At 35.7% G+C, this 22226-nt stretch carries 18 protein-coding genes, 1 tRNA gene and 1 pseudogene; 11 read left to right on the top strand and 9 right to left on the bottom strand.

Annotation, left to right across the window (positions count from 1 at the left end; genetic code table 11):
• The first annotated feature begins 29 nt into the window (after nt 1-29).
• The 4 genes from treC (at nt 30) to RHO12_02395 (ending at nt 4930) form a co-directional block, all read left to right on the top strand.
• Nucleotides 30-1709 (top strand): alpha,alpha-phosphotrehalase, encoded by a 1680-nt coding sequence (gene treC / locus RHO12_02410; protein ID WVD66633.1) that lies wholly within the window; start codon nt 30-32, stop codon nt 1707-1709.
• An 86-nt stretch (nt 1710-1795) separates the two neighbouring features.
• Nucleotides 1796-2980: a carbohydrate porin gene (locus tag RHO12_02405; protein ID WVD66632.1), complete on the top strand. Its 1185-nt coding sequence runs from the start codon at nt 1796-1798 to the stop codon at nt 2978-2980.
• A 324-nt stretch (nt 2981-3304) separates the two neighbouring features.
• Complete coding sequence (locus RHO12_02400) at nt 3305-4336, top strand: AI-2E family transporter (GenBank protein ID WVD66631.1); 1032 nt, start codon at nt 3305-3307, stop codon at nt 4334-4336.
• Between the two features lie 69 nt (nt 4337-4405).
• Nucleotides 4406-4930: a low molecular weight protein arginine phosphatase gene (locus tag RHO12_02395; GenBank protein WVD66630.1), complete on the top strand. Its 525-nt coding sequence runs from the start codon at nt 4406-4408 to the stop codon at nt 4928-4930.
• Nucleotides 4931-5016: 86 nt separating this feature from the next.
• Here the strand turns inward: RHO12_02395 and RHO12_02390 are convergent, their stop codons facing one another.
• Nucleotides 5017-5853 carry a multidrug resistance efflux transporter family protein gene (locus tag RHO12_02390; GenBank protein WVD66629.1) on the bottom strand — a complete coding sequence of 279 codons (837 nt, stop codon included), beginning with the start codon at nt 5851-5853 and terminating at the stop codon, nt 5017-5019.
• A gap of 251 nt (nt 5854-6104) precedes the next feature.
• A complete protein-coding gene (locus tag RHO12_02385) occupies nt 6105-7010 on the bottom strand; it encodes a DMT family transporter (GenBank protein WVD66628.1) in 906 nt (301 codons plus the stop codon).
• 379 nt (nt 7011-7389) lie between these two features.
• Between RHO12_02385 and RHO12_02380 the strand changes: the two genes are divergently transcribed.
• A complete protein-coding gene (locus tag RHO12_02380) occupies nt 7390-8637 on the top strand; it encodes an SLC13 family permease (GenBank protein ID WVD66627.1) in 1248 nt (415 codons plus the stop codon).
• Between the two features lie 114 nt (nt 8638-8751).
• Here RHO12_02380 and RHO12_02375 read toward each other — a convergent pair whose 3' ends face one another.
• Nucleotides 8752-9669 (bottom strand): LysR family transcriptional regulator, encoded by a 918-nt coding sequence (locus RHO12_02375; GenBank protein WVD66626.1) that lies wholly within the window; start codon nt 9667-9669, stop codon nt 8752-8754.
• Nucleotides 9670-9782: 113 nt separating this feature from the next.
• On the opposite strand from RHO12_02375, the gene RHO12_02370 reads away from it, so the two are divergent.
• The 4 genes from RHO12_02370 to RHO12_02355 all read left to right on the top strand — a co-directional run bounded on the left by RHO12_02370 (nt 9783) and on the right by RHO12_02355 (nt 14265).
• Complete coding sequence (locus tag RHO12_02370) at nt 9783-10850, top strand: alpha/beta hydrolase (protein ID WVD66625.1); 1068 nt, start codon at nt 9783-9785, stop codon at nt 10848-10850.
• Nucleotides 10851-10929: 79 nt separating this feature from the next.
• Complete coding sequence (locus tag RHO12_02365; GenBank protein ID WVD66624.1) at nt 10930-12051, top strand: cupin domain-containing protein; 1122 nt, start codon at nt 10930-10932, stop codon at nt 12049-12051.
• A gap of 69 nt (nt 12052-12120) precedes the next feature.
• Nucleotides 12121-13251, top strand: a complete 1131-nt coding sequence (locus RHO12_02360; GenBank protein WVD66623.1) for an alpha/beta fold hydrolase — start codon at nt 12121-12123, stop codon at nt 13249-13251.
• 51 nt (nt 13252-13302) lie between these two features.
• Nucleotides 13303-14265, top strand: a complete 963-nt coding sequence (locus tag RHO12_02355) for an aldo/keto reductase (protein WVD66622.1) — start codon at nt 13303-13305, stop codon at nt 14263-14265.
• A 58-nt stretch (nt 14266-14323) separates the two neighbouring features.
• Here the strand turns inward: RHO12_02355 and RHO12_02350 are convergent, their stop codons facing one another.
• The 6 genes and pseudogenes from RHO12_02350 to lptF all read right to left on the bottom strand — a co-directional run bounded on the left by RHO12_02350 (nt 14324) and on the right by lptF (nt 20002).
• Nucleotides 14324-15364: an IS481 family transposase gene (locus tag RHO12_02350; protein ID WVD66621.1), complete on the bottom strand. Its 1041-nt coding sequence runs from the start codon at nt 15362-15364 to the stop codon at nt 14324-14326.
• A 127-nt stretch (nt 15365-15491) separates the two neighbouring features.
• Nucleotides 15492-16676, bottom strand: coding sequence for an FRG domain-containing protein (locus RHO12_02345; protein ID WVD66620.1), 1185 nt, complete (start codon nt 16674-16676; stop codon nt 15492-15494).
• Between the two features lie 7 nt (nt 16677-16683).
• A pseudogene (locus RHO12_02340) lies at nt 16684-16834 on the bottom strand (site-specific integrase).
• Between the two features lie 770 nt (nt 16835-17604).
• A tRNA-Leu gene (locus RHO12_02335) sits at nt 17605-17691 on the bottom strand.
• Nucleotides 17692-17806: 115 nt separating this feature from the next.
• Nucleotides 17807-18874: an LPS export ABC transporter permease LptG gene (gene lptG / locus RHO12_02330; protein ID WVD66619.1), complete on the bottom strand. Its 1068-nt coding sequence runs from the start codon at nt 18872-18874 to the stop codon at nt 17807-17809.
• 12 nt (nt 18875-18886) lie between these two features.
• Nucleotides 18887-20002 carry an LPS export ABC transporter permease LptF gene (lptF, locus tag RHO12_02325; GenBank protein ID WVD66618.1) on the bottom strand — a complete coding sequence of 372 codons (1116 nt, stop codon included), beginning with the start codon at nt 20000-20002 and terminating at the stop codon, nt 18887-18889.
• Between the two features lie 159 nt (nt 20003-20161).
• Here lptF and RHO12_02320 point away from each other — a divergent pair, with 159 nt between their 5' ends.
• Both RHO12_02320 and RHO12_02315 read left to right on the top strand, forming a co-directional pair.
• On the top strand, nt 20162-21646 hold the full coding sequence (locus RHO12_02320) for a leucyl aminopeptidase (protein ID WVD66617.1): 1485 nt from the start codon (nt 20162-20164) through the stop codon (nt 21644-21646).
• 63 nt (nt 21647-21709) lie between these two features.
• On the top strand, nt 21710-22162 hold the full coding sequence (locus RHO12_02315) for a DNA polymerase III subunit chi (protein ID WVD66616.1): 453 nt from the start codon (nt 21710-21712) through the stop codon (nt 22160-22162).
• Nucleotides 22163-22226: the final 64 nt, after the last annotated feature.

Raw genomic sequence — 22226 nt, 5'->3', positions numbered from 1 at the left:
AATACCTATTTATACTTGAGAGAATATATATGTCACAAGATATGCTTCCTTGGTGGAAAACCGCAACAATTTATCAAATTTACCCGAAAAGCTTTCAAGCAACCAATGGACGGGCAACAGGCGATCTACGCGGTATAATACAGCGTTTAGACTACCTGAAAAAGCTCGGTGTTGGTGCTATTTGGTTAACACCGATTTACCCTTCGCCACAAATCGATAATGGTTATGATGTTTCTGATTATTGTGCGATTAATCCTGAATATGGCTCAATGGCTGATTTTGAAGAGCTGGTTAATAAAGCACATCAACTTGATATCAAAATAATGATGGATATGGTGCTTAATCATACCTCAACAGCACATCCTTGGTTTACATCGGCTTTAGATAAGACCAGCCCATATCGTGCATTTTATATTTGGAAAGATGCTAATCATGAAGGGGAGGAGCCGAACAATTGGCGATCCAAATTTGGCGGTAAAGCATGGCAATGGGATGAGGCATCTAACCAATACTATTTACATTTATTTGCAGCACAGCAAGCCGATCTTAATTGGGAAAACCCAGTTGTAAGGAAGGAACTGAAGCAAGTTTGTCAATTTTGGGCCGACAAAGGTGTTGATGCTTTAAGGTTAGATGTGATTAATTTAGTGTCAAAGCAGCAAGATTTTGCCAATGATAATCAAGGAGATGGGCGACGTTTTTACACTGATGGGCCAAGGGTCCATGAGTTTTTACAAGAGATGAGTCGCGATGTATTTATGCCGAATAATTTGGTAACCGTTGGCGAGATGTCATCTACTTCATTAGAACATTGCCAGCAATACGCTACTCTTGATGGTAAAGAGCTCACTATGACCTTTAATTTTCATCATTTAAAAGTCGATTACCCTGATGGCGAAAAATGGTCATTAGCCAAACCGGATTTCATTCAGTTAAAGCAAATTATGGCACACTGGCAACAAGGGATGCATAATAAAGCGTGGAATGCTTTATTCTGGTGTAATCATGACCAGCCTCGTATTGTTTCCCGCTTTGGTGATACCGTCAAATTTCATAATCAATCCGCTAAAATGCTCGCGATGGTTTTATATGGATTGCAGGGTACACCTTATATTTATCAAGGCGAAGAGATCGGTATGACCAATCCTAATTTTACAGACATTGACCAATATCGTGATATCGAAAGCTTAAATATGTTTGACGAGATGCGGCAAAAAGGCCTAGATATCCTACACATAATGGCCATATTAGCATCTAAATCTCGGGATAATGGCCGTACGCCAATGCAGTGGGATAATACTGCTAATGCCGGTTTCACCAGCGGAATTCCATGGATTAGTGTTGCCAATAATTATCCATTGGTTAATGCTAGCGCGGCTTTAGCCGATAATAATTCCATATTTTATTGCTATCAAAAGTTAATAGCGCTGCGCAAGCAATATTCTATATTTAGTTTAGGTGATTATCATGATTTAGATCCCAATTCTGATAAAATTTGGATCTACCAACGGCAATATAATGATAAGTTATTGCTCGTTATTGCTAATTTGCATGCAGAGCCATTAACCTGTTCTTTGTCAGCCTCTTTGATCGATAAAAAATGGCAGATATTGCTGAATAATTATTCAGAACCATGTCAATTATCGTCGTCGTTTGAGTTAGCACCATACCAAGCGATCTATCTTTACCATGATGGAATAGAAAAATAAAAACCTAATACATTTTATCGGTTCATTTAATTAAACATAAATAATAAATTATCTTCATTCAAATAATAAAAGGTAGGTAATCATAAATGAAATCATCAAGTTTAATTTTTGGTCTATGTTGTTTATATTCAATACCCGCTTTCGCATCAATTGAGTGGCAAACGCCGCAAGGTGAGTTAAAACTTTATGGCGATGTTGAGTTTAATGTTGATGCAGCAAGTAAGAAAAAACAACTTACTTCAGTTAAGACAACGGCGAAAAAGGATTTTGATGCCGATGACATTAATCGCTGGGATGTTAACGGGCGAATTTTAATTGGCTTAGATGGCAAAAGGGTATTAGAAAATCAAAGTTATGCGGGGTTTTCCGTGCAGCCTCTTGCCGATCTAAGCGGTAAAGTGAATTTGGATGATGCGGATTTTTATTTTGGCAAGCAACAAGACTGGCAGCTAAAAATAGGTCGGTTTGAAGCATATGATATGTTTCCATTGGGCCAAGATACTTTTATTGAATACTCGGGTAATACGTCTAATGATTTGTATCATGATGGTTTTGGCTATATTTATATGATGAAAGAAGCCAGAGGGCGCAGCAGTAGCGGTGGCAGTTTACAGCTTATTAAAAACTTAGGTGGCTTTAATTTTGAAGTTAATACGATGATAAAAGATGGCACAACCCTTTTTTATGATGATCTTTATCATGGTTATAAGTTAAAAAATGACAAAAATGTGGTTTATTTGCGGCCGGTTATCTCGTACAAAGATCAAGACGTTTCTGTCGCTGCAGCCGTTGAAAGTAACGTTGTTAATAATGCTTATGGTTATTATGATGCGAATGGCGATTGGCAAGATCAATCGAAAAGAACCGGTTATGGGGTTACCATGAGTTGGAATAGTGTCGGCGATTTTAGCCAAGCTTCACAAGGTTTACTGGTTAACCTAAGCACCGCTTATTTAGATGCAGAGCAAGAAAAAGACTTTACTGCTGGTATTAATGCGATTTGGCATCAATATGCGTTAGGTTATATTTTTGCCGCTAATGATATTAAGGCATTTAATCCTAGTTTAACTAACCTTAATGGGCTCGATACGGTAGGTAAATATAAGGTACATACAGTTCATGCCTCTTACCTTATTGATAATGTAATGGCAATGGATAATTTTAATATTTATTTAGGCGCATACTGGTCACTGCTTGATCGTGATGAAAAACAAGGTGGTGGTGATGATCATCGCTATGGCGGAAGGATCCGATTTAAATACTTCTTCTAAAACTAAAAGAACATTCAGAAGGCTTACCTAATAGATATTATAGGTGCACTAAAATGAGTTTAATTTTTTTATTACTATAATCAATAATCGGCTTGTGTCATTAAAATATAGCTCACCTTATATTAACCAAATTAAGGTGAGCTATTTTTTTTGTTATAATTATTTATTGAATAACCTCTTCTTTTAAGATAACGTAGCAAACGATCTAAATTAAGCGGTTTAGCTAGGTTAGCTTATTGCCACTTTTAACAGTCAATATTAAAATAATCGACGATATTGTAATAAGGAAATTAGGATGAAAAATAATAAAAGGATCTCAACATAATGTTATTTAATAATAATCAAAAATTAGGCATTTTTTGTGTAGTTGGATTTGCTATTTTTTTCATTATCCTGATGCAAGTCCACTTGATGCCGGGGTTAATCGCCGGTTTATTAACCTACACCTTGACCCTTAAGTTAGATGCTTTTTTATCTAATAATATGCGTCAATTAGGGCATACCTCAAAGTTAATTTCTGTAACGATACTACTCACAATTATTATGCTGATAATTATTGGTGGCTCTTGGTATTTATTTACTTGGTTTGTCGATATGGCAAAAAATCCGGCTGAAACAATGGCAACGATTAAGCCCGTTATTGATAATGTATCGAATGCTTTACCTGAAAGTATTAAATCCTATTTACCTGATGATATTGAGGGAATTAGAGATAATATAACCTTTTATTTAAAAGAGCATATTTTTTATCTACAATCCATTATTGCTCACGCATTTCACATTTTAGTGATACTCATTGTTGGCATGATCATTGGTCTGATTTTTGGCTTTAAGCATCAAAGACAATTAAGTTTAGTCAAAAAAGCGCAAAAAAAACCACTGGTAAACGCATTTCGTGCATGTATTGATCGGCTTGTTGTTGTTTTTCAATATGTGGCAATCTCGCAGTGTGCGATTGCTTTATTTAATGCGGCTATGACCGCTATTTTCCTATTTGCGATATTACCTATTTTTGGTATTCATTTACCCTTTAGCAAAAGTTTAGTATTAGCAACATTTGTGCTTGGTTTAATTCCTATTGTAGGGAATTTGATCGTTAATGTTTTAATGTTTTTAGTTGCCTTTACGGTATCATTTGCTGTTTCAATTGCGGTTATAATTTATCTGATCTTAATTCATAAAGTTGAATATATCTTAAATGCGAAAATTGTCGGGACAAAAATTCAAGCAGGGATCTGTGAATTACTTATAGCCATGCTATTTTGCGAGACATTATTTGGGATTATAGGCCTCGTTTTTGCGCCTATATTTTATGCGTTTATTAAATTATCACTCAAAGACTTAAAGTTAATTTAATTTGAATGATAACTTATTATTTTAAAAGTTAATTAAGTCTACTTATTAGATTAATCCTATTTTGGAGATATGATGTCAATTTTAAAAAAAATTGTACTACCACTTTTTATCCTATTTAATGTTTCAGCTTTTGCAACAGTACCATTAATCACATTTGTCTGTACAGGTAATACCGGAAGAAGCCCTATGGCAGAAGCGTTAGCTAAAGACTATATAGCTAAAAACCTGCTCGCTATTAATGTTCAATCAAGAGGTGTTAGCGTTGATAGAGGTGAGATCACCCCTGAAGCAGGCACCGTGACAGTACTAAAAGAGCGGGGAATTGATATTTCATCACACAGGGCAGCCCAACTTACAGAAGAAGATATTGTGCGTTCACACTATTTGCTTACCATGACCCAGTCACATAAAGATAAGATCCTCGCTAAATACCCACAAGCAGTAGATAAGGTGTTTACTCTAGCGGAATTTGCAACAGGTGAGCATACAGATTTATCCGATCCGTATCAGTTACCGTTAGACGCATACCATAGGGTTGAACGACAATTAGATGAATTTTTACCGCTGGCCTTAGATAAGATTACCGATGAATAAATGAGTGTTTATTTGCTCATAATTTATCGTTTATTGATTATGGGCAAATCATATAATTTTAGCCAACTACAGATAGTTTTTGATTATTATTTAGAAAATAAGCTGTATAAGATCATGCCAATAATCACAACCCCCATTCCTAATAGTGCATAAAAGCTTGGTAGCATAATATGTAAAACAGCCATCTCGCCGAGTAATGTAAAAATTACTTCGGCTGACTGCGTTGATTCTACACAGGCTAATGCTTTATGATTGCCACTTACGATTTCTGTTGCATAAAAAAACAATGAAGTCGCAATCACCCCCGAAAACAGACCAACGATAAATGTTTGCTGGATTTGTTCTGTTGAAGGAAGCGATTTCTCAACTAATACCGCATAGAGATTTAAGATAAGCCAAAAGGGTAGGCTGCATATAATCATCCCTAAAATCCGCTGGTATACATCCAATTCACCTTTAATCATTAGAATCGTTTTTCGATTACCTAACGGATAACAAAAGGCAGCTAATATGATCCAACTGCTACCAACGACTAGTGTTGCTATATCAATATTATCTATTTGGCTTAACTGCATGATAATAATACCGAGTAGAATAATTAAAGAGAATGAAAAATTAGCAATAGAGAAGTAAGATCGATGTTTGTAAATAAAAGGCGCCAATATTACGCCCGCAATAATAGTAAATTGCCAGGTGCTAGCAACTAACCAAGAAGGACTAAAGCTTGCTGAATAGGTTAATGGCGCATAAAAAAAACCAAAACCTACTGTGCTCCATATAATCCAACTAACTACGTTTTTTCTGATATGGATAAATAAAGGCAATATATTTTTTCGGGCCAGAACAATGGCTAAAAAGAAAGGCAGCATCCAGTAAAATCGCATTGATGATGACCAAATCCAGTTACCACCAGAAGCCGCCATGAGCTTATTCATCAAAAAAGTAAATGCGAAAAAAAAAGCAGCTAAAATACCAAGAGCAATTGCTTTACGGATGGGGGAGCATATCATTTTATATCAAAAGTTATAAGCTATATAAAATCTATATTATCATGATGTGATGCTAACTGTTAACACTAATAGTTAGCTCATCGTTATGATTAGAACGGATGTTTACACTAAAAATTAGCGATAATATTGCCGATTTTAATCGGCAATATTGGTTGAAAATAATGTTATGAGCCTGTTTTTGGTGCAGTATTTTTACGTTTATTGGTGATGGTTTTTTTTAATGTTTGGGCAATAAATACCCCGATAAGAACCAACACAGTGCCGATAGTAAAATGTATCGTAATGGATTCATCTAAAAATATTGCGGCAATAATTAAAGTAAAAATAGGTGCAAAGTTTAAAAATATTGATGCTTTATAAGCGCCAAGCAAACGAATTCCAGCCATCCACGTAAACGGGGCAATGATTGAGGCTGGGATCCCTGCAAATAATACTAGAGGAATATTCTGCCCAGTTAAAGCCACATTATCCACGCTTAGGAATAATGGCAGGATACACAGTAAGCCAAAGAATATTTGTATATATAATGAAGCCCAAGCCGTAACAGGGATTGCCCATTTTTTTAGTAGTACACCATATAATGCGTATGCTAATGAGGCCAATAATATTAATAATTCGCCTTTATTTATTCCATTAGAAAACAATGCTAACGGATGACCATTGGTAACTAACCAGACTAAGCCAATAAAGGATAGCATCCCGCCGATAATCAATCCTAATGTGATTGTTGTACGTAAAATAAAGAGACTAAGAATTAATGTTAATAGCGGAATGACACCATTCGCCACACCCATTAAGGCTGCTGAAATTGTTTGGGCAGCATAGTAAGCTAAGCCTTGAAACATACACATGCCTAAGGCACCCAGTACAAAAAATTTAAGTAAATACTGCTTGATTATTTTACGTTGGCGGATGACCGATGAAATAGCAAAAGGGCTGATTACCAGAAAAGCAATAAACCAACGATAAAATGAAATAGCCGCGGGATCAATTGAACTAGCCGCAAGCTTGCTGACAATTGAGTTGACAGACCAAATTAAAACAGCAATTAATGGATAAATAAAGTTCATAGTGTTACTTATAGCAATAGTGCCTGAGCATAAAAGTTGCAGATTATAGCATTAAATTACACAATTCAATCAGAAAAGTTTACTAATGGTTTTGTATATAGCATAAAACGATGTACTAAACATACAAAGTAAAGTCGTTGAAATGAAAAGGCAGCAAAAAGTCAATATTGGCTAAGTGTGTTTAAATTTACTACAATTTGATTTAATATGAGTTAGCTGATTTTTGTATTGATATTGATGATAAGGCAGTATTTGAAAGATACGGCATTGAAACTAAAGAGCATGATTTCCATTGTGAAGCCTTATTTTTCAAAGATGAAATTGTCCCCAGTAAATTTGAATGACCCCGTTCGTTTTTAATAAATATATGGATAAGATAATGGTCCTTACAATTACGATTTTTTTATTAGTCTATTTAGCAATGTGCATTGGTTTTTTACCTGGCTTTAAAGTTGATCGTACTGGAGCGGCAGTGATTGGCGCCTTTGCCATGATTGCTTTGGGTGTGATTTCACCGCCGAATGCTTGGAATGCCATTGATTATCGTACAATTAGTCTATTATTTGGCTTAATGGTGGTCTCTGCTTCTTTTATTGTTTCAGGTTTTTATAGTTGGACTGCGGCTCGCATCGCAACGTTACGAGTTTCGCCTAGTTTGTTGCTTGCGGTGATGGTCTGTGCTGGAGGGCTATTATCTGCTCTATTAACTAACGATGTCGTCGTTGTTGCGATGACGCCCTTATTAGTATCCGTGACAATGTCACGCGGGTTAAATCCTGTGCCATTTTTATTAGGCTTTTGCTTTGCCAGTAATACGGCGGCTTCTGGTTCGCTAATCGGTAGTCCACAAAATATGATTGTAGCGCAAGGGCTCGATATTTCTTTTACTGGCTTATTGCATGTTGCGGCTTTACCCGCGTTATTATCCTTACCAATCATTTGGGGGATTTTAACATGGTTATATCGTAATAAGTGGTATTTAGCTAAGACTGCGGCGCCTATAACCTCTACAGCGATAAATAAGTCGCAAAGTTCACTTGATATAACCGAAACGGTAAAAGCTGGCATTATTACGCTGCTCGTTATTATTGCTTTTATTGCTACCAGTATTCCAAGAGAACTTATCGCATTTGGTGCTGCTGGATTTTTATTACTTAATCGCACAATCTCGACAAATGATATGCTTAAACATGTTGATGGTAACTTATTATTATTAATTATGGGATTGTTTATCGTCAATGCGGCGTTTTCATCAACGGGTTTACCTCAATCATTGCTTAATGATCTAAAGCATATTGGAATTGATCTTAATAATCCTATTATTTTATTTTTGGTGACGGGAATATTAAGTAATATTATTGGTAATAACCCATCAGTTATGTTACTGGTTCCTTTTTTACATCATGGCGCCAATAATGATGCGCTAGGTGCGGCTTTAGTACTTGGTTCTGGTTTTTCAAGTAACATGTTTGTATTTGGTAGCCTTGCCGGAATTATTGTTGTTGAACAAGCCAAGCAATATGGCGTAAAAATTTCGTTTATAGAATTTATGAAATCAGGATTTATCATTACTGTATCATGTATGTTAATGGCGGCGGTTAATATTTTATTATTGTCGTCGTTATAACGCCAATTGCTGTACTTAATGCAAATGGGGCTTTAAATATTGCGTTAAAACAAGTAGCAACTTTATCAACATTAAAAGTAGCAATAAATTAAGCGCATCATAAGAACAACTGAACTACACTGCATGCGGCGTTTGATCATTTTGCCATCTTAATAATTCAATTAAGGCGATCATTACTGGCGTTTTGTGTTTGTTTTTAGCATAGTAAAGGTACATTGGCGGATAGGTAATATTTATATTTGTAAAAAACTCAATGAGCTTACCCGTTTTTATTTCGGCCTCAACCGTTGTTCTTGGCAGCCAAGCGATACCGAGCCCGTCATTTGCGGCAAGTTTTACTAAGCCTAATGAATTAAATACTAAACTTTCAGGCACTCGGATTTTATTTAACTGATTTTTTACCATAAATTCCCATTCGCTTAAACGGTAATCTGGGTTAAAAGATGCAACAATACAGCGATGAGCATTAAGGTCTTTCAAATCGTTAGGACTACCTAATTGATTGATATAGCTTGGTGATGCAACTACCGTCATGGTATTTTTTGTAGATATTCTAACCGCAATCATATCTTGGGCGATATCTTGCCCTAAACGTACACCAAAATCGAAACGTTCAGCGACGATATCGCAATAACGGTTATTGATAAAAACCTCTAATTCTATTTCGGGATTTTCAGCTAAAAAACGGTTTATTTTAGGATAAATTAATTCAAATGCAGGGCGCTCTGGGGTATTGATTCTAATCTTTCCTATCATTTTATCAGTATAATCAGAAAGCGCATATATTTCCTGTTGAATGATATTAAACATCGGAGCTGTCCGTTCCAATAGTTGTTGCCCAGCTTCGGTAGTTGAAACAGATCGAGTAGTTCGATTAAGTAATTTAATTTTTAAACGCTTTTCTAAATCATTCATTCGGTGGCTTAGTGCTGATGGTTGTACATTCAATGCCATTGCAGCTTGGGTAAAACTCCCAAATTTAGCCACCTGCACAAAGGCATATAGGTCATTGAATTGTTTACTATCGTTCATTGCTTACCTCATTATTGAGTTTTTTTCACAAAAGCATTGTAATTATTCTATCTTATCAAATTAATGTTGCCTATTTATAATGCAACTCATTGAGTAATTAACAGAAAAAGATAATGAAAATTTTAAAAACCACATTAAGACTAACACTATTAGCCACAATCATAGGGGGACAAGCTATGGCGAATGATTATAGAAATAATCCATTCACGTTAACTTACGATAATGCCATCACTGAAAATGTAATAGGAAAAGTGAATATCCATCCAGTAAAATACACACAAAAGGAAACGGGTATAGAGGTTGTGGCAAATATCTATACGCCAACTAATTATGATCCTACTCAAAAATATCCAACAGTTGTTATTGCTCATCCAAATGGTGGAGTAAAAGAGCAAGTTGCAGGGCTTTATGCTCAAAATTTGGCAGAACAAGGTTATATTACTCTTGCCTTTGATGCTGCATATCAAGGTGGTAGCTCAGGTATTCCTCGTTACACCGATAAACCACAAAACCGCATTGAAGATATTCGAGCTGCTGCTGATTTTATTACTCAATACCCCGGCGCAGATACTGAGCGCTTAGGATTACTCGGTATTTGTGGTGGGGCAGGTTATTCAATTAAAGCGGCGCAAACAGATAAACGATTTAAATCAATTGCAACCATAAGCTTGTTTAATTCTGGTGATGTGCGTCGTAATGGTTTTATGCACAGCCAAAAAGCGACGATAACACAGAGGCTAAACGATATTGCCAAGATGCGAGCCAATGAGGCAAAAAATGGTGAGATCCAATATACTCCGTCTTTTGGCCAAAATATGACAAAAGAGCAGGTTGCTGCCATGCCTTTTGAACTCTATCGTCAAGGTTATGAATACTATGCAAAGACTCATGCTCATCCAAATTCTCAAACCAATAGTACGGTAGATAGTTTACAAGATTTGATGGAGTTTGATGTTAATACTCAAGTTGAATTGATTAACCAACCGCTATTAATGATTGCAGGTGAAAAGGCAGATTCGCTTTATATGACGGAAGAAATTTTTGCCAATGCAAGTGGTACAAATAATAAAAATCTAATAAAAATCCCTAATGCAACACATATAGAAACCTATTGGAAACAGCCTTATGTACAACAAATTACCGATAAATTAATTCAGTTTTATGACGAAAATTTAAACTGATCATCTAAAACTCACCAGTTAAAGCAATAAGCTGAAATAAGATAATGCTATTTAAAAAGGTTTAAATAGCATTTTCAAAATGAGAAAACAAACAATGGATAAAATAAGTCAATTTCTTATTTCATTTTCTTTTATCATATTTTCTATGTTTAGTATGGCGCAGACAATGAATACTCAATATACACCAAAAGAGCAACAAACGTTACAGTCAGTTGACCCAGCGTATTTTAGTGGCAAGGCAGACTTTTATCGTTTACCTATCATGCCGAGCAATGGCGATATCTTACCGACTATTGTACATTTTGAACCAAATAGTGTTACTAATTGGCATAGCCACAGCCAAGGGCAATATTTAATTGTGACTGATGGAATAGGACGTTTTCAGCAATGGGGTAAGCCAGTTGAAATAATAACGAAGGGCGATGTAGTATGGGTTGCCCCTAATGTTAAACATTGGCACGGCGCAGATGAGTTTACCGCAATGACGCATATTGCCATTAGCCCAGTAAAGGACAATAAGGTGATTTGGCTCGACAAAGTGCAACTAGATAAAAGGCATCATATAGTTCATATCGATACCATCACTGATAGTCAATTTACCAGCAAACAACTTGCTATTTTGTCATTAGCGGTTGCAGTTACTCAGGGCGATCAAATTGCGGTAATAAATGCTATTGAGCAAGGCTTAAATGCGAAATTAACTATTAGTGAACTGACTGAAATAATCTCACATCAGTTTTCTTATATTGGCGCCCCTAAAACATTAAATGGCATAATCACGCTAAAGTCAGTTATTGAACAACGAGCGAAATTAGGTATCGTTGATCCAAAAGGTAGGCCCGCCACAGATCTTGGCAACGTGGATTATTATCATCTTGGTGAACAAAAGTTGGTAGCTTTAACCAATCGATCTGCGGCATCTGCGGTTTTTGATTTTGCACCAGCAGTCGATTATGCGATCAAAGCACAATTATTTGGTTATCAATTTAGTCGAGATAATTTAGGTGATGTTGAGCGTGAGCTTGCTACCGTTGCTAGTTTATTAGGCTTAGGGGAGAGCGTTAATGATCAGCTGCGATCACATTTAATTATCCTAAAAAATTTAGGTTTAACTGATATTGGCGTTAACCAGCTTGCAAGATCAGTTGCATTACCGCAGGCAAAAAATTTACAAGCAGTGTGGGTTGACGTAAGCAAATAATACTTTCGCTTATGATCGAAATTTGTCTATCTATTTTTAAGATAACGTTTCAAATTGAAGGGATATCGAATGAAAAAAAGAACCATTTCAACTACACTTGCACTAATGGCATTTTCTTCTTGTGTTATTGCAAGCCCAAATCAAGCGAATAACAAACCCTTAATCATTCAGCAACAAGGCAGTTTTACTGTCGGTGGCATAGTAAAAACAAGTGCTGGTCACTATAATCCCCGCCCTGAAATTACCATAGCAAAAACCGATAATAATTTTATCGACGTATATCAAGCTAGTATTAGCAATGGCGGGCAAACATTGCACGGCGATCATGCAACAGTTGCTTATCAAATACCGGTTAATAGTAAAACGTTACCGTTAGTATTTTTACATGGCGCAGGGCAGTCAATGCGCAGTTGGCAAACCACTCCAGATGGGCGCGATGGTTGGAATAATCTTTTTTTACAGAAAAATTATTCAGTGTATTTAGTTGATCAACCGCGTCGAGGTTGGTCTGGCCGATCTACAGTTGATAATACTATTTCATCGACTCCGGATGATCAATTTTGGTTTGCACAGTTTCGTATAGGGGAATATCCTTATTTCTTCAAAAATTTAGCTTTCCCTACAGATAACGCAAGCTTAGAGCAGTTTTTTAGGCAGATGACACCAAATACCGGATCATTTGATGAAGAAGTAATATCTGCAAGCCTTGACGCTTTATTTGACCGTATTGGCCATGGCATTTTGGTGACTCATTCGCAAGGTGGCTCGGTTGGCTGGCTTACTGGAATAAAATCGCCCGATAAAGTAACCGCAATTGTTGCAATTGAACCTGGTAATTTCCCATTTCCTCAAGGGGAAGTACCTAAGCCTATCGAAAGTTCATTTGGTGGTATTTTACCGAATGAAGTGAGTAAAACTGATTTTGATAACTTGACAAATACACCTATCATTATCTATTTTGGTGATAATATTCCAGATACACCCTCTCATATTCAGGGTGAAGACCAGTGGCGAATTCGTTTGGTATTAGCGAAACAATGGGCTGATATTGTTAATAAACATGGTGGTGATGTGCAAGTAATCCATTTACCAACAATTGGCATTAAAGGTAATACGCATTTTATAATGCAAGATTTAAATAACATGGAAATAGCTGATCATTTATCTAATTGGTTAAAAGAAAAAGGGTTAGATAAATAAAGCGATAATATTAAGCAGCATGATAACTTTACTAGCAACAAGGGTAATAATATGAATTATTTAAAACTTGGCAATTCAGACTTAATGGTATCTCGTTTGTGTTTAGGTTGCATGAGCTTTGGCGATCCCGCAAGCAATATGCATGCATGGACATTAAATGCCGAAGAAAGTGAAACGATTATTAAGCATGCACTCGATTTAGGGATTAACTTTTTTGATACCGCAAATACTTATTCCGCAGGAACTAGTGAAACATATTTAGGTCGAGCAATTAAAAAAAATATTGCTCGGGATAAAGTGATACTGGCAACCAAAGTTTATTTTAATGAGGGTAATCTATCAAAGAAAGCGATTCTAAAAGAGATAGAGGGTTCATTACAGCGTTTGGGTACTGACTATATTGACTTATATATCATTCACCGTTTTGACTATAACACCCCAATAGAAGAAACAATGGAAATACTCAATAATTTAGTAAAACAGGGTAAGGTTAGAGCACTAGGCGCATCAGCGATGTACGGTTATCAGTTTTTTAATATGCAGCTGATCGCCCATCGAGAAGGGTGGGCGCCTTTTGTCTCAATGCAAAATCATTACAATTTATTATATCGGGAAGATGAACGAGAATTAATCCCAATTTGTAAGCAGCAAAATGTAGCATTAACGCCATATAGCCCGCTTGCGGCAGGGCGATTATCAAGGCCACAGTGGGATGCTCGTACATTACGAAGTAAAACAGATAAAACTGCAGCCACAAAATATGATCTGACTCAAGATACTGATACTCATATTGCAGTTAGAGTGAAAGAGCTCTCAGATAAATATGGCGTAACAATGACGCAAATAGCTTTAGCTTGGCTGTTTGCAAAAGGCGTAACAGCACCTATTATCGGCGCAACTAAAGAGGTATATATTGATGATGCGATCAAATCGCTAAATATTTCACTATTAACTGAAGATATTAAATATCTTGAAGAGCTATACACTCCTCATTCTATTGTTGGGGCAATTTAGCTGTACTAGCTCAAACTTGATCTGACAGTTACCCGTTTTTCACTAGGTGTCTGTCAGGTTAAATCTGGTTCAAATTTTTCTCTTCCCAGATCTGTTTTCCATCAAGTAATGTTTCCATTGGTGTCCGACCACAGCACATTTTACCCTGATGAGTTCGTTCATTATTGTAATAATCTAACCAATTGTCCAGATCCGTCTGTAATGTCTCCAAATCTGAGTAAAGTTTTTTACGGAATGTGACCATATAAAACTCATGCAAAATAGTCTTATGAAAGCGCTCGCAGATCCCATTGGTTTGTGGTGACATGGCTTTTGTCTTAGTATGGTCAATATCATTAATCGCCAAATAGAGTTGGTAATCATGTTTTTCAACCACACCACAAAACTCCGTTCCTCTATCTGTTAATATCCTAAGCATTGGTAACTGGTGTGCATTATAAAACGGCAATACTTTATCATTGAGCAAGTCTGCCGCCGTTATCGGTGTTTTTGTAACGTACAATTTGCAATGTGCAACCTTTGAGTAGGTATCAACGAACGTTTGTTGGTAGATACGACCCACACCTTTTAAGTTTCCAACATAAAAAGTGTCCTGAGAGCCAAGATAACCAGGATGAATGGTTTCTATTTCACCGCAAGCTTCATCATCATATTTTTTCTTTTCTAATGCTGCTATTTGGTTATCATTGAGCTCAATGCCTTCTTCAGCTATCTTTTGCTCTAAGGCCCTAAGTCGTTTTTTAAAATTCTCAAGGTTGTGCCTTAGCCAAACAGAACGAACGCCACTTCCAGAGATAAAAATGCCTTGTTTGCGTAGTTCATTACTACTACGATGTTGCCCATAGGCTGGGAAATCAATGGCATAACGAATAACCGCTTGTTCCGTTGGGTCATCAACTCGGTTTTTAAGATTAGGTGTTCGCCGGCTCTTAGAGATTAAAGAATCGAGTCCACCTTCATCAGCAAGCTCTTTATAACGATAAAAAGTATCTCTTGATACCCCCATCACCTTACAAGCTTTTGATACATTTTGCAGTTCTTCCGCTAAATTTAATAAGCCTACTTTATGTTTTATGATTTGATTGTTAGTATGAAGCATGAGCATTACCTCTTGTTGTTTTGATTATAGATTCAACACCTAATATCAAAACGGGTAATGCTCTCTTTTGCAAGTGCTGTGTCAGATTAAGTCGGAACTAATACAATTTAGCTGTTGGGATATAGTTTTAATCTGATTTTATTGTATATTGCTCTGTTATTACTTTCGAAATGTTTTCTATCTCAGGATAGATAAAAGCTCTATCTATACCTAGTAATTTTAGTTGATTAACAAGCTGCTCTTTCTTATTTTTTGGTATCTTAATATGTAGATGTTTACCACTATTACTATTTAATGCTTTATAGTTAAAATGTTGAGTTACTGTACTGGATTTGGTATCAGTTAAGCTCGCAAAACCAAAAATTAAAAAAGCACCATTTTGATTTATTATTCTTGGATTATTCAATTTTGGTTTTACACAAAAAACAGATGTCAGATCTTTATAATTTATATTATCATGAACAAAGAATAGTTTTTCTTGTTTTATATAATGATCAAATCTTATATCTGAATGTGGGCGATTATTTTGGATTGTAGTTTCAATTCTTTCCATTTTTTTTAAAATCGTTTTTTTCTTGCTTGATTCTTTAAAATCTAAATAGTCTTCTCTTGCCCCAACTAAAAATTCTTTATCTATATTGCTTTCATTATCAAAAATCTCTCTATATTTGTTATTCTGTTCTTTTTCTAGACTCTTTTTAATATCATCATAACTATCTAGATAATTTTTAATTTCTTCATCATTACAAATACCTTTATAAAATTCTCGAATTTTTTTACAATCTTTGGCAAATTTATTGAGTAACGCATATAATGGTTTGTAATTATTGTCTATTTTTGAAATATTACTTAATATTGTAACGGTATCACTATTAAAATTTTTAACATTCGATTGTGGTATATCATATATAACTATAGCGCCATCGTTTTCAAAACTAACACTGCCATCAACGCCTACACAAGAAAAATATAAAGCAACCAGAGGATTTGAGGTGACATCTAAAAGACGAGTAGGGGCACCATAGTGTTGCATTTTAACTAAACATTCAAAAGTATTCTCACATTTACTAAAATCTTCAGGTGCTTTAGCGATAATATCATGAAATATTTTATCTTCATATTTGATATATGGCTCATGTTCGCTCGTTTTTTTGCGATAAATAGACGGGCAGTCAAAATCTATGTATTGCCGATCACCAAGCCCACGATAAAAGCGCTCGTGACTTCCATTCAAATCTCTTAAAGATTTTATTGCAGTTAATAAATCACTAATAGTACTTATTTCCATTATTTCACAATCTAAATCGCTCATATAACCTCTAAAAATTTAATTTTGATAATGGGTTTAGCTGCGTTGCCTCTTCTAAATGCTCGGGTGCTAAATGTGCGTAACGTATTGTCGGTACGTCCCAGTATTTTTTGTAACGCTAAAAGATTGCCTCCATTCAACATAAAATGACTTGCGAAGGTGCACCATACTAGCATTAAAAGCAGAAATAGTAAGTGATTTAATATCAATAAGAGGTGTTATTGAGAATTTAAAAAATTTGATAGTTTTAGATAAAAAAACACAAGAAGCAGCATTAAGCATTAGCGAGCCAGAAAAAATCAAAAATATAGGCGAGCTAGTAGAAAATTGTGAATATGTCATGTTAATGACATTCGAAGATAACCCCATTCATATAGGTTACTACTGCTGTACCCGACCTAGCGGTGAAGTATGCAAATTTTATGAAGATGGTTCTGAATATAAATAGGTAACAGTATGTTAATGGTTATTAAATATATTTTTTATATGCTATATCAATAGGCACGGTTTGGCTATGCTTTTATTTTAGACGATTTTTATTAATTGATTACAAAAATAATAAATCATTGCAAAAGAAACGCCGTTTTATGATTATTTGGACTTATCTTATAATATTTTTACTACATGCAGATGTCATTGCACTTAGAAAAATTATTATATACCTGGTTAAAGAGCTTCTGCTTATTTTTTTGTTATTTTATATATTATTAGGCTGTGTAGAAATTCCTAAGCAAACTTGTAAGAAAAAAAGTTTAAATAGTATTTAATGTTATAACGAAAGAGCTTGAGAAAACCTTTTTTATATTTTGAAGGGACATGATATTTTACATAGCTATATAATATAGAGGAAATTATCCAACCACCATTTTAAAGAGTTTTTTAAAATTTTAAAAAAATTTGCTATAGATATTGAAAATAAAGGGTTTTAAGTTGGTGCCTGAGGTCGGACTCGAACCGACACGCTTTTAAAGGCGGCGGATTTTGAATCCGCTGCGTCTACCGATTTCGCCACTCAGGCATTGAAGGTAAATAAAGTAAACTTTGGCATTATACTAAGCTATGCTGTCCTTGCAACTATAATTGTATTTTTTTTCTTTAGTTGCTGAAAAAATCATCTTTAATTAAGTTAATTATCAGGTTTTTCGGCTAAATAAGACGTAACTAAAGCCTAAAAATGCAATACTCGTTAGCATTGCGCCTAATATCGGCGATAAACCCATCACAACACTTAACTGCGAAAATAAGCTATCCGCTACAAAAAAGATAAAACCACCAAATATACCCGTTATTACTCTTATCCCCATAGAGACACTGCGCAGAGGGCCAAAAATAAATGATAGCGCCAGTAGCATCATAACCGCAACCGAGAGAGGTTTTAATAGTTTTTTCCAAAATAATAATTGATAATTACTTGAATCGAGCTCCGATGATTTTAAGTATTGCGCGTACTTATACAAGCCAGATATTGATAGTGAGTCAGGATCTTGAGCAACAATACTTAATTTATCCGGTGTTATTGTGGTGATCCACTCCATAGAGATTAAATTAGATCCTTTAACTTCATTTGGATCCGTTAGATCGGTTTTATCGACCTGCGAAAGCTGCCAGGCATTGTCCTTGAATTTACCATACGATGCATGGGTAATCGATTCTAATTCACTATTGCTATTCACTAAAAAAATATCAATATCAGAAATTGAATCATCAGAATCGACCTTACCTATGTGCACATAATCGTTGCCATCTTTAGCCCAAATGCTATTTCTATTGGCAATTAACGATCCTCCATAGGATTTTTCTGAACGCATATTCCTTGCTGTCTGTTCGCCTAACGGTGCAACCCATTCACCTATTGCCATAACAATTAAAACCAGTGGAATCGCTGTTTTTAATACCGCTTTGATAATATGCAAACGACTAAAACCAGAAGTTTGCATAACAACCAATTCACTTTTTGATGCAAGTAACCCAAGCCCAATTAGCGAACCAAGTAGGGCGGCAATGGGAAAGAATACTTCTAGATCTTTAGGGATCATTAGCAGTGCATAGAATGCGGCGAATAATGCATCATAATCGGCTTTAACTCGCCTAAGTTGATCAATAAAGCGAATAATACCCGATAGGCTTACAAGCAAAAATAGCGTAATGCCGATCATGCTCAATATGGTTTTACCTATGTAACGATCTAAAATAGATAGCATGTCAAGATGTCCTTATGATGCAAAACGAGCAGGGATATATCGATAACGAATTTTTCTCATAGGTATGCTATCCCAAATATTAAAAACAATTGCCATAAAAAAATAAATACCATTAACAAAATTAAACCAAAATGTAGGATCGATCCGACCTTTGCTTGCATGAGCCTTAATCGAGCTTTCAATCAAAAAGTAGATCAAATAAAGCAAAATTGCTGGTAAGACTCTCGCTAAACGCCCTTGTCTTGGATTTGATGCGCTCATAGGAATAACTAAAAACGCCATTAATGGTACAGAAATAATCAACGATATACGCCAATAATATTCAGCCTTAGATTTTGGTGTATTAACTTTTCTAAGCTCAGCGAAAGATAGTTGCTCAACTTTATCTTTTGTTTCATCTTCCGACAAAACTTGAGTCTTCGGTTTAATAATCGCTTGGTAATTATTGAAATGAGAAATTCTAAAATCTTGCAATTGAGCTGAACCTTCATAACGGTTGGCATCATCAAGAACAATAATTTGATTACCTTCAGCATCACTGGCAATTTTACCTTTATTCGCTAAAATAACCGATGGCCGTGAGGTGTTAGTAGGATCAGTTTGCGCAATAAAGATATGTTTAATGTTACTACGTTCAACTTGACCAATATAAATAACCGAATCGCCTTTTGGTGTAGTTTGAAATTGTCCGGCGAGCAGCCCTGCAAGGCTCGGATTCAACTTGGCATTTTCAATTAATTGCTCTTCTTGCACACTAGACCATGGACCAAACCAAACCAAATTAGCTACACTAAAGCAGCAGGTAATAACCGAAAGAAAGATGACAACCTGATAAACGACCCGTTTTCTGACCCCGCAGGCATACATTGCTACCATTTCGCTATCAGTATAGAAGCGGCCGAAAGCAACTAAAATCCCTAAAAAAAGACTTAGCGGTAAAATTAATTGCGCCATATTTGATACCCCGAGCAACAAAAGGGGCATAACTAAGTTATTTGGCACATCACCGTTTACTGCGCTAGCAAGGATCCTGATTAGCTTTTGTGAAAAAAAGATCATAAATAGAATAAATAAAATTGCCAGCTGCGTTTTGAATGTTTCTTTTATGATGTAGCGACGAATAATCACGTATTAGGCCTGTAAACAGTAATATGCATAAATAAATTATGCCTATTATAGCGTGAAATCGCATTTGTCGTTATCACTTTTTTGTTGATATGAATTTGTTAAGCGCTAGAATGGAAGAATGATATTGTAAACAATAAATTATTTATTTAAGGATTGGTAATGAATTTTGAGATTAAAAATAATAATGTGCTTAAGCAAAAGGCTGATTGCCTAGTTTTACCTATTTACCAAGGCAAAATACAGCTAGATGTTGTACAAGAATTTGAACAATTAAGTAATAATTTAATTAGTAACTTACTCAAAAAAGGAGATTTTAGTGGCAAAGTCGGCGAAACATTAATATTGTTTAATGTGCCTAATATAGCCACAAGCAAAGTGCTGTTAGTCGGTATTGGTGATAGAAAAAACAATGTTATCAATAGTGTCAGTAAAATAAGTCAAAGCGTGGCTAACCAACTTAGCACATTAAATAGCAAACAATTAAGCGTTTTAATGCCAGATTTGGCTAAAACACATGTATATACTTTTGTTCGACGCTTTGTTGAAGAGGTTATTTACCATTGTTACCGCTTTGATCAGTATCAAAGTACTAAAGCTGATAGCATAAAAACAGAAAAAATAGTGTTATCGATTACCGATAAAACATTAGTAACGCAAGCTGAGCTAGGCTTAACACACGGCAGTGTTATTGCAAAAGGCGTTGCGACAACCCGCACATTAGCAAATCAACCTTCTAATATATGCAATGCGCAATATCTAGCAAATAGTGCCAAGCAACTTAGCAAACAGTTTAGTTCAATAAAAGCATCATATTATGATGAAAAAGCATTGGCCAAATTAGGTATGAACACTTATTTAGCCGTTGGTCAAGGTTCGCAAAATGAATCGATTATGACGGTGATGGAGTATCATGGCGCTAAAGATAAAACATCGCAACCAATTGTGCTTGTGGGTAAAGGTTTAACTTTCGATTCTGGCGGTATATCAATCAAGCCTTCAGCAGGAATGGATGAGATGAAGTACGATATGTGTGGTGCAGCAACCGTATATGGTGTTATGCAAATCGTTGCGGAATTAAACCTACCGCTTAATGTAATTGGCGTTATGGCCGGCTGTGAAAATATGCCTGGGACTGGAGCATATCGCCCTGGCGATATACTAACAACATTGTCGGGGCAAACGGTTGAAGTAATTAATACTGACGCAGAAGGCCGTTTGGTATTATGCGATGTATTAACATTCGTTGAGCGATTCAAGCCCGCAGCCGTTATCGATATAGCCACCTTAACGGGGGCTTGCATTGTCGCCCTCGGACATCATTATACTGGCATTATGGGTAATAATGATAAGCTTATTGAACAATTAGTTGCAGCATCAAATCAAGCAGATGATAAAGCATGGCCGTTGCCATTGGATGATGATTTTCAACAACAAATTAAATCAACATGTGCTGATCTTGTCAATTCAGCTGGGCGAGATGGCGGAACAATCACAGCCGGTTGCTTTTTATCTCGTTTTACTAAAAACTATCATTGGGCTCATCTTGATATTGCCGGTACCGCATGGGTTTCTGGAGCTAAAAAAGGGGCAACAGGACGACCGGTTGCAATGTTAGTTGAATATTTATTACAGCAAGCTCATTAATATATTGTTGTAATAGTTATACAGTATGTATCTATAGCACATTAATAAATGGAGTAATGATAGTTGAAGAAAGTTATTTTTTATCTGATTGAAGAGGACACTTCGTTAGCCGATTCAATACTATTACCTCATGAAAAACTGGCATGTGAAAAGATTATTGCCAGTTGGCAGCAAGGGTTTCGTATCCTTGTTAGCTGCCAAGATCAACAACAAGCAGAAAAAATAGATGAATTTTTGTGGCAACAAGATTCAGCAAGTTTTGTACCACATAATTTGGTTGGAGAAGGCATGCCAAGTGGCTCTCCAGTTGAAATAGCCTGGGTTGGTAAAAAAGGTAATAATAATCGTCATTTATTGATTAATCTACAAGAAGCATTTCCTGAATTTGCGACTATATATCGAGACATTATTGATTTTGTACCGTTTGAAAGTAGGTTAAAAGCCTTGGCAAGAGAGCGCTATATTGCTTACAAAAATGTAGGATTCAATTTAAAAACTATCACCATAACAGATTAATTTTTCTTAAATAACGCATATTTTATATCCAAGAACCGAGTTTATCTAATTTTTATCTGCTTAG

Source organism: Orbaceae bacterium lpD02 (assembly GCA_036251875.1).
GTDB classification, from domain to species: domain Bacteria; phylum Pseudomonadota; class Gammaproteobacteria; order Enterobacterales; family Orbaceae; genus Orbus; species Orbus sturtevantii.
Note: the sequence above shows the minus strand (reverse complement) of the source record. Positions and strands in the feature narration are given on the sequence as shown.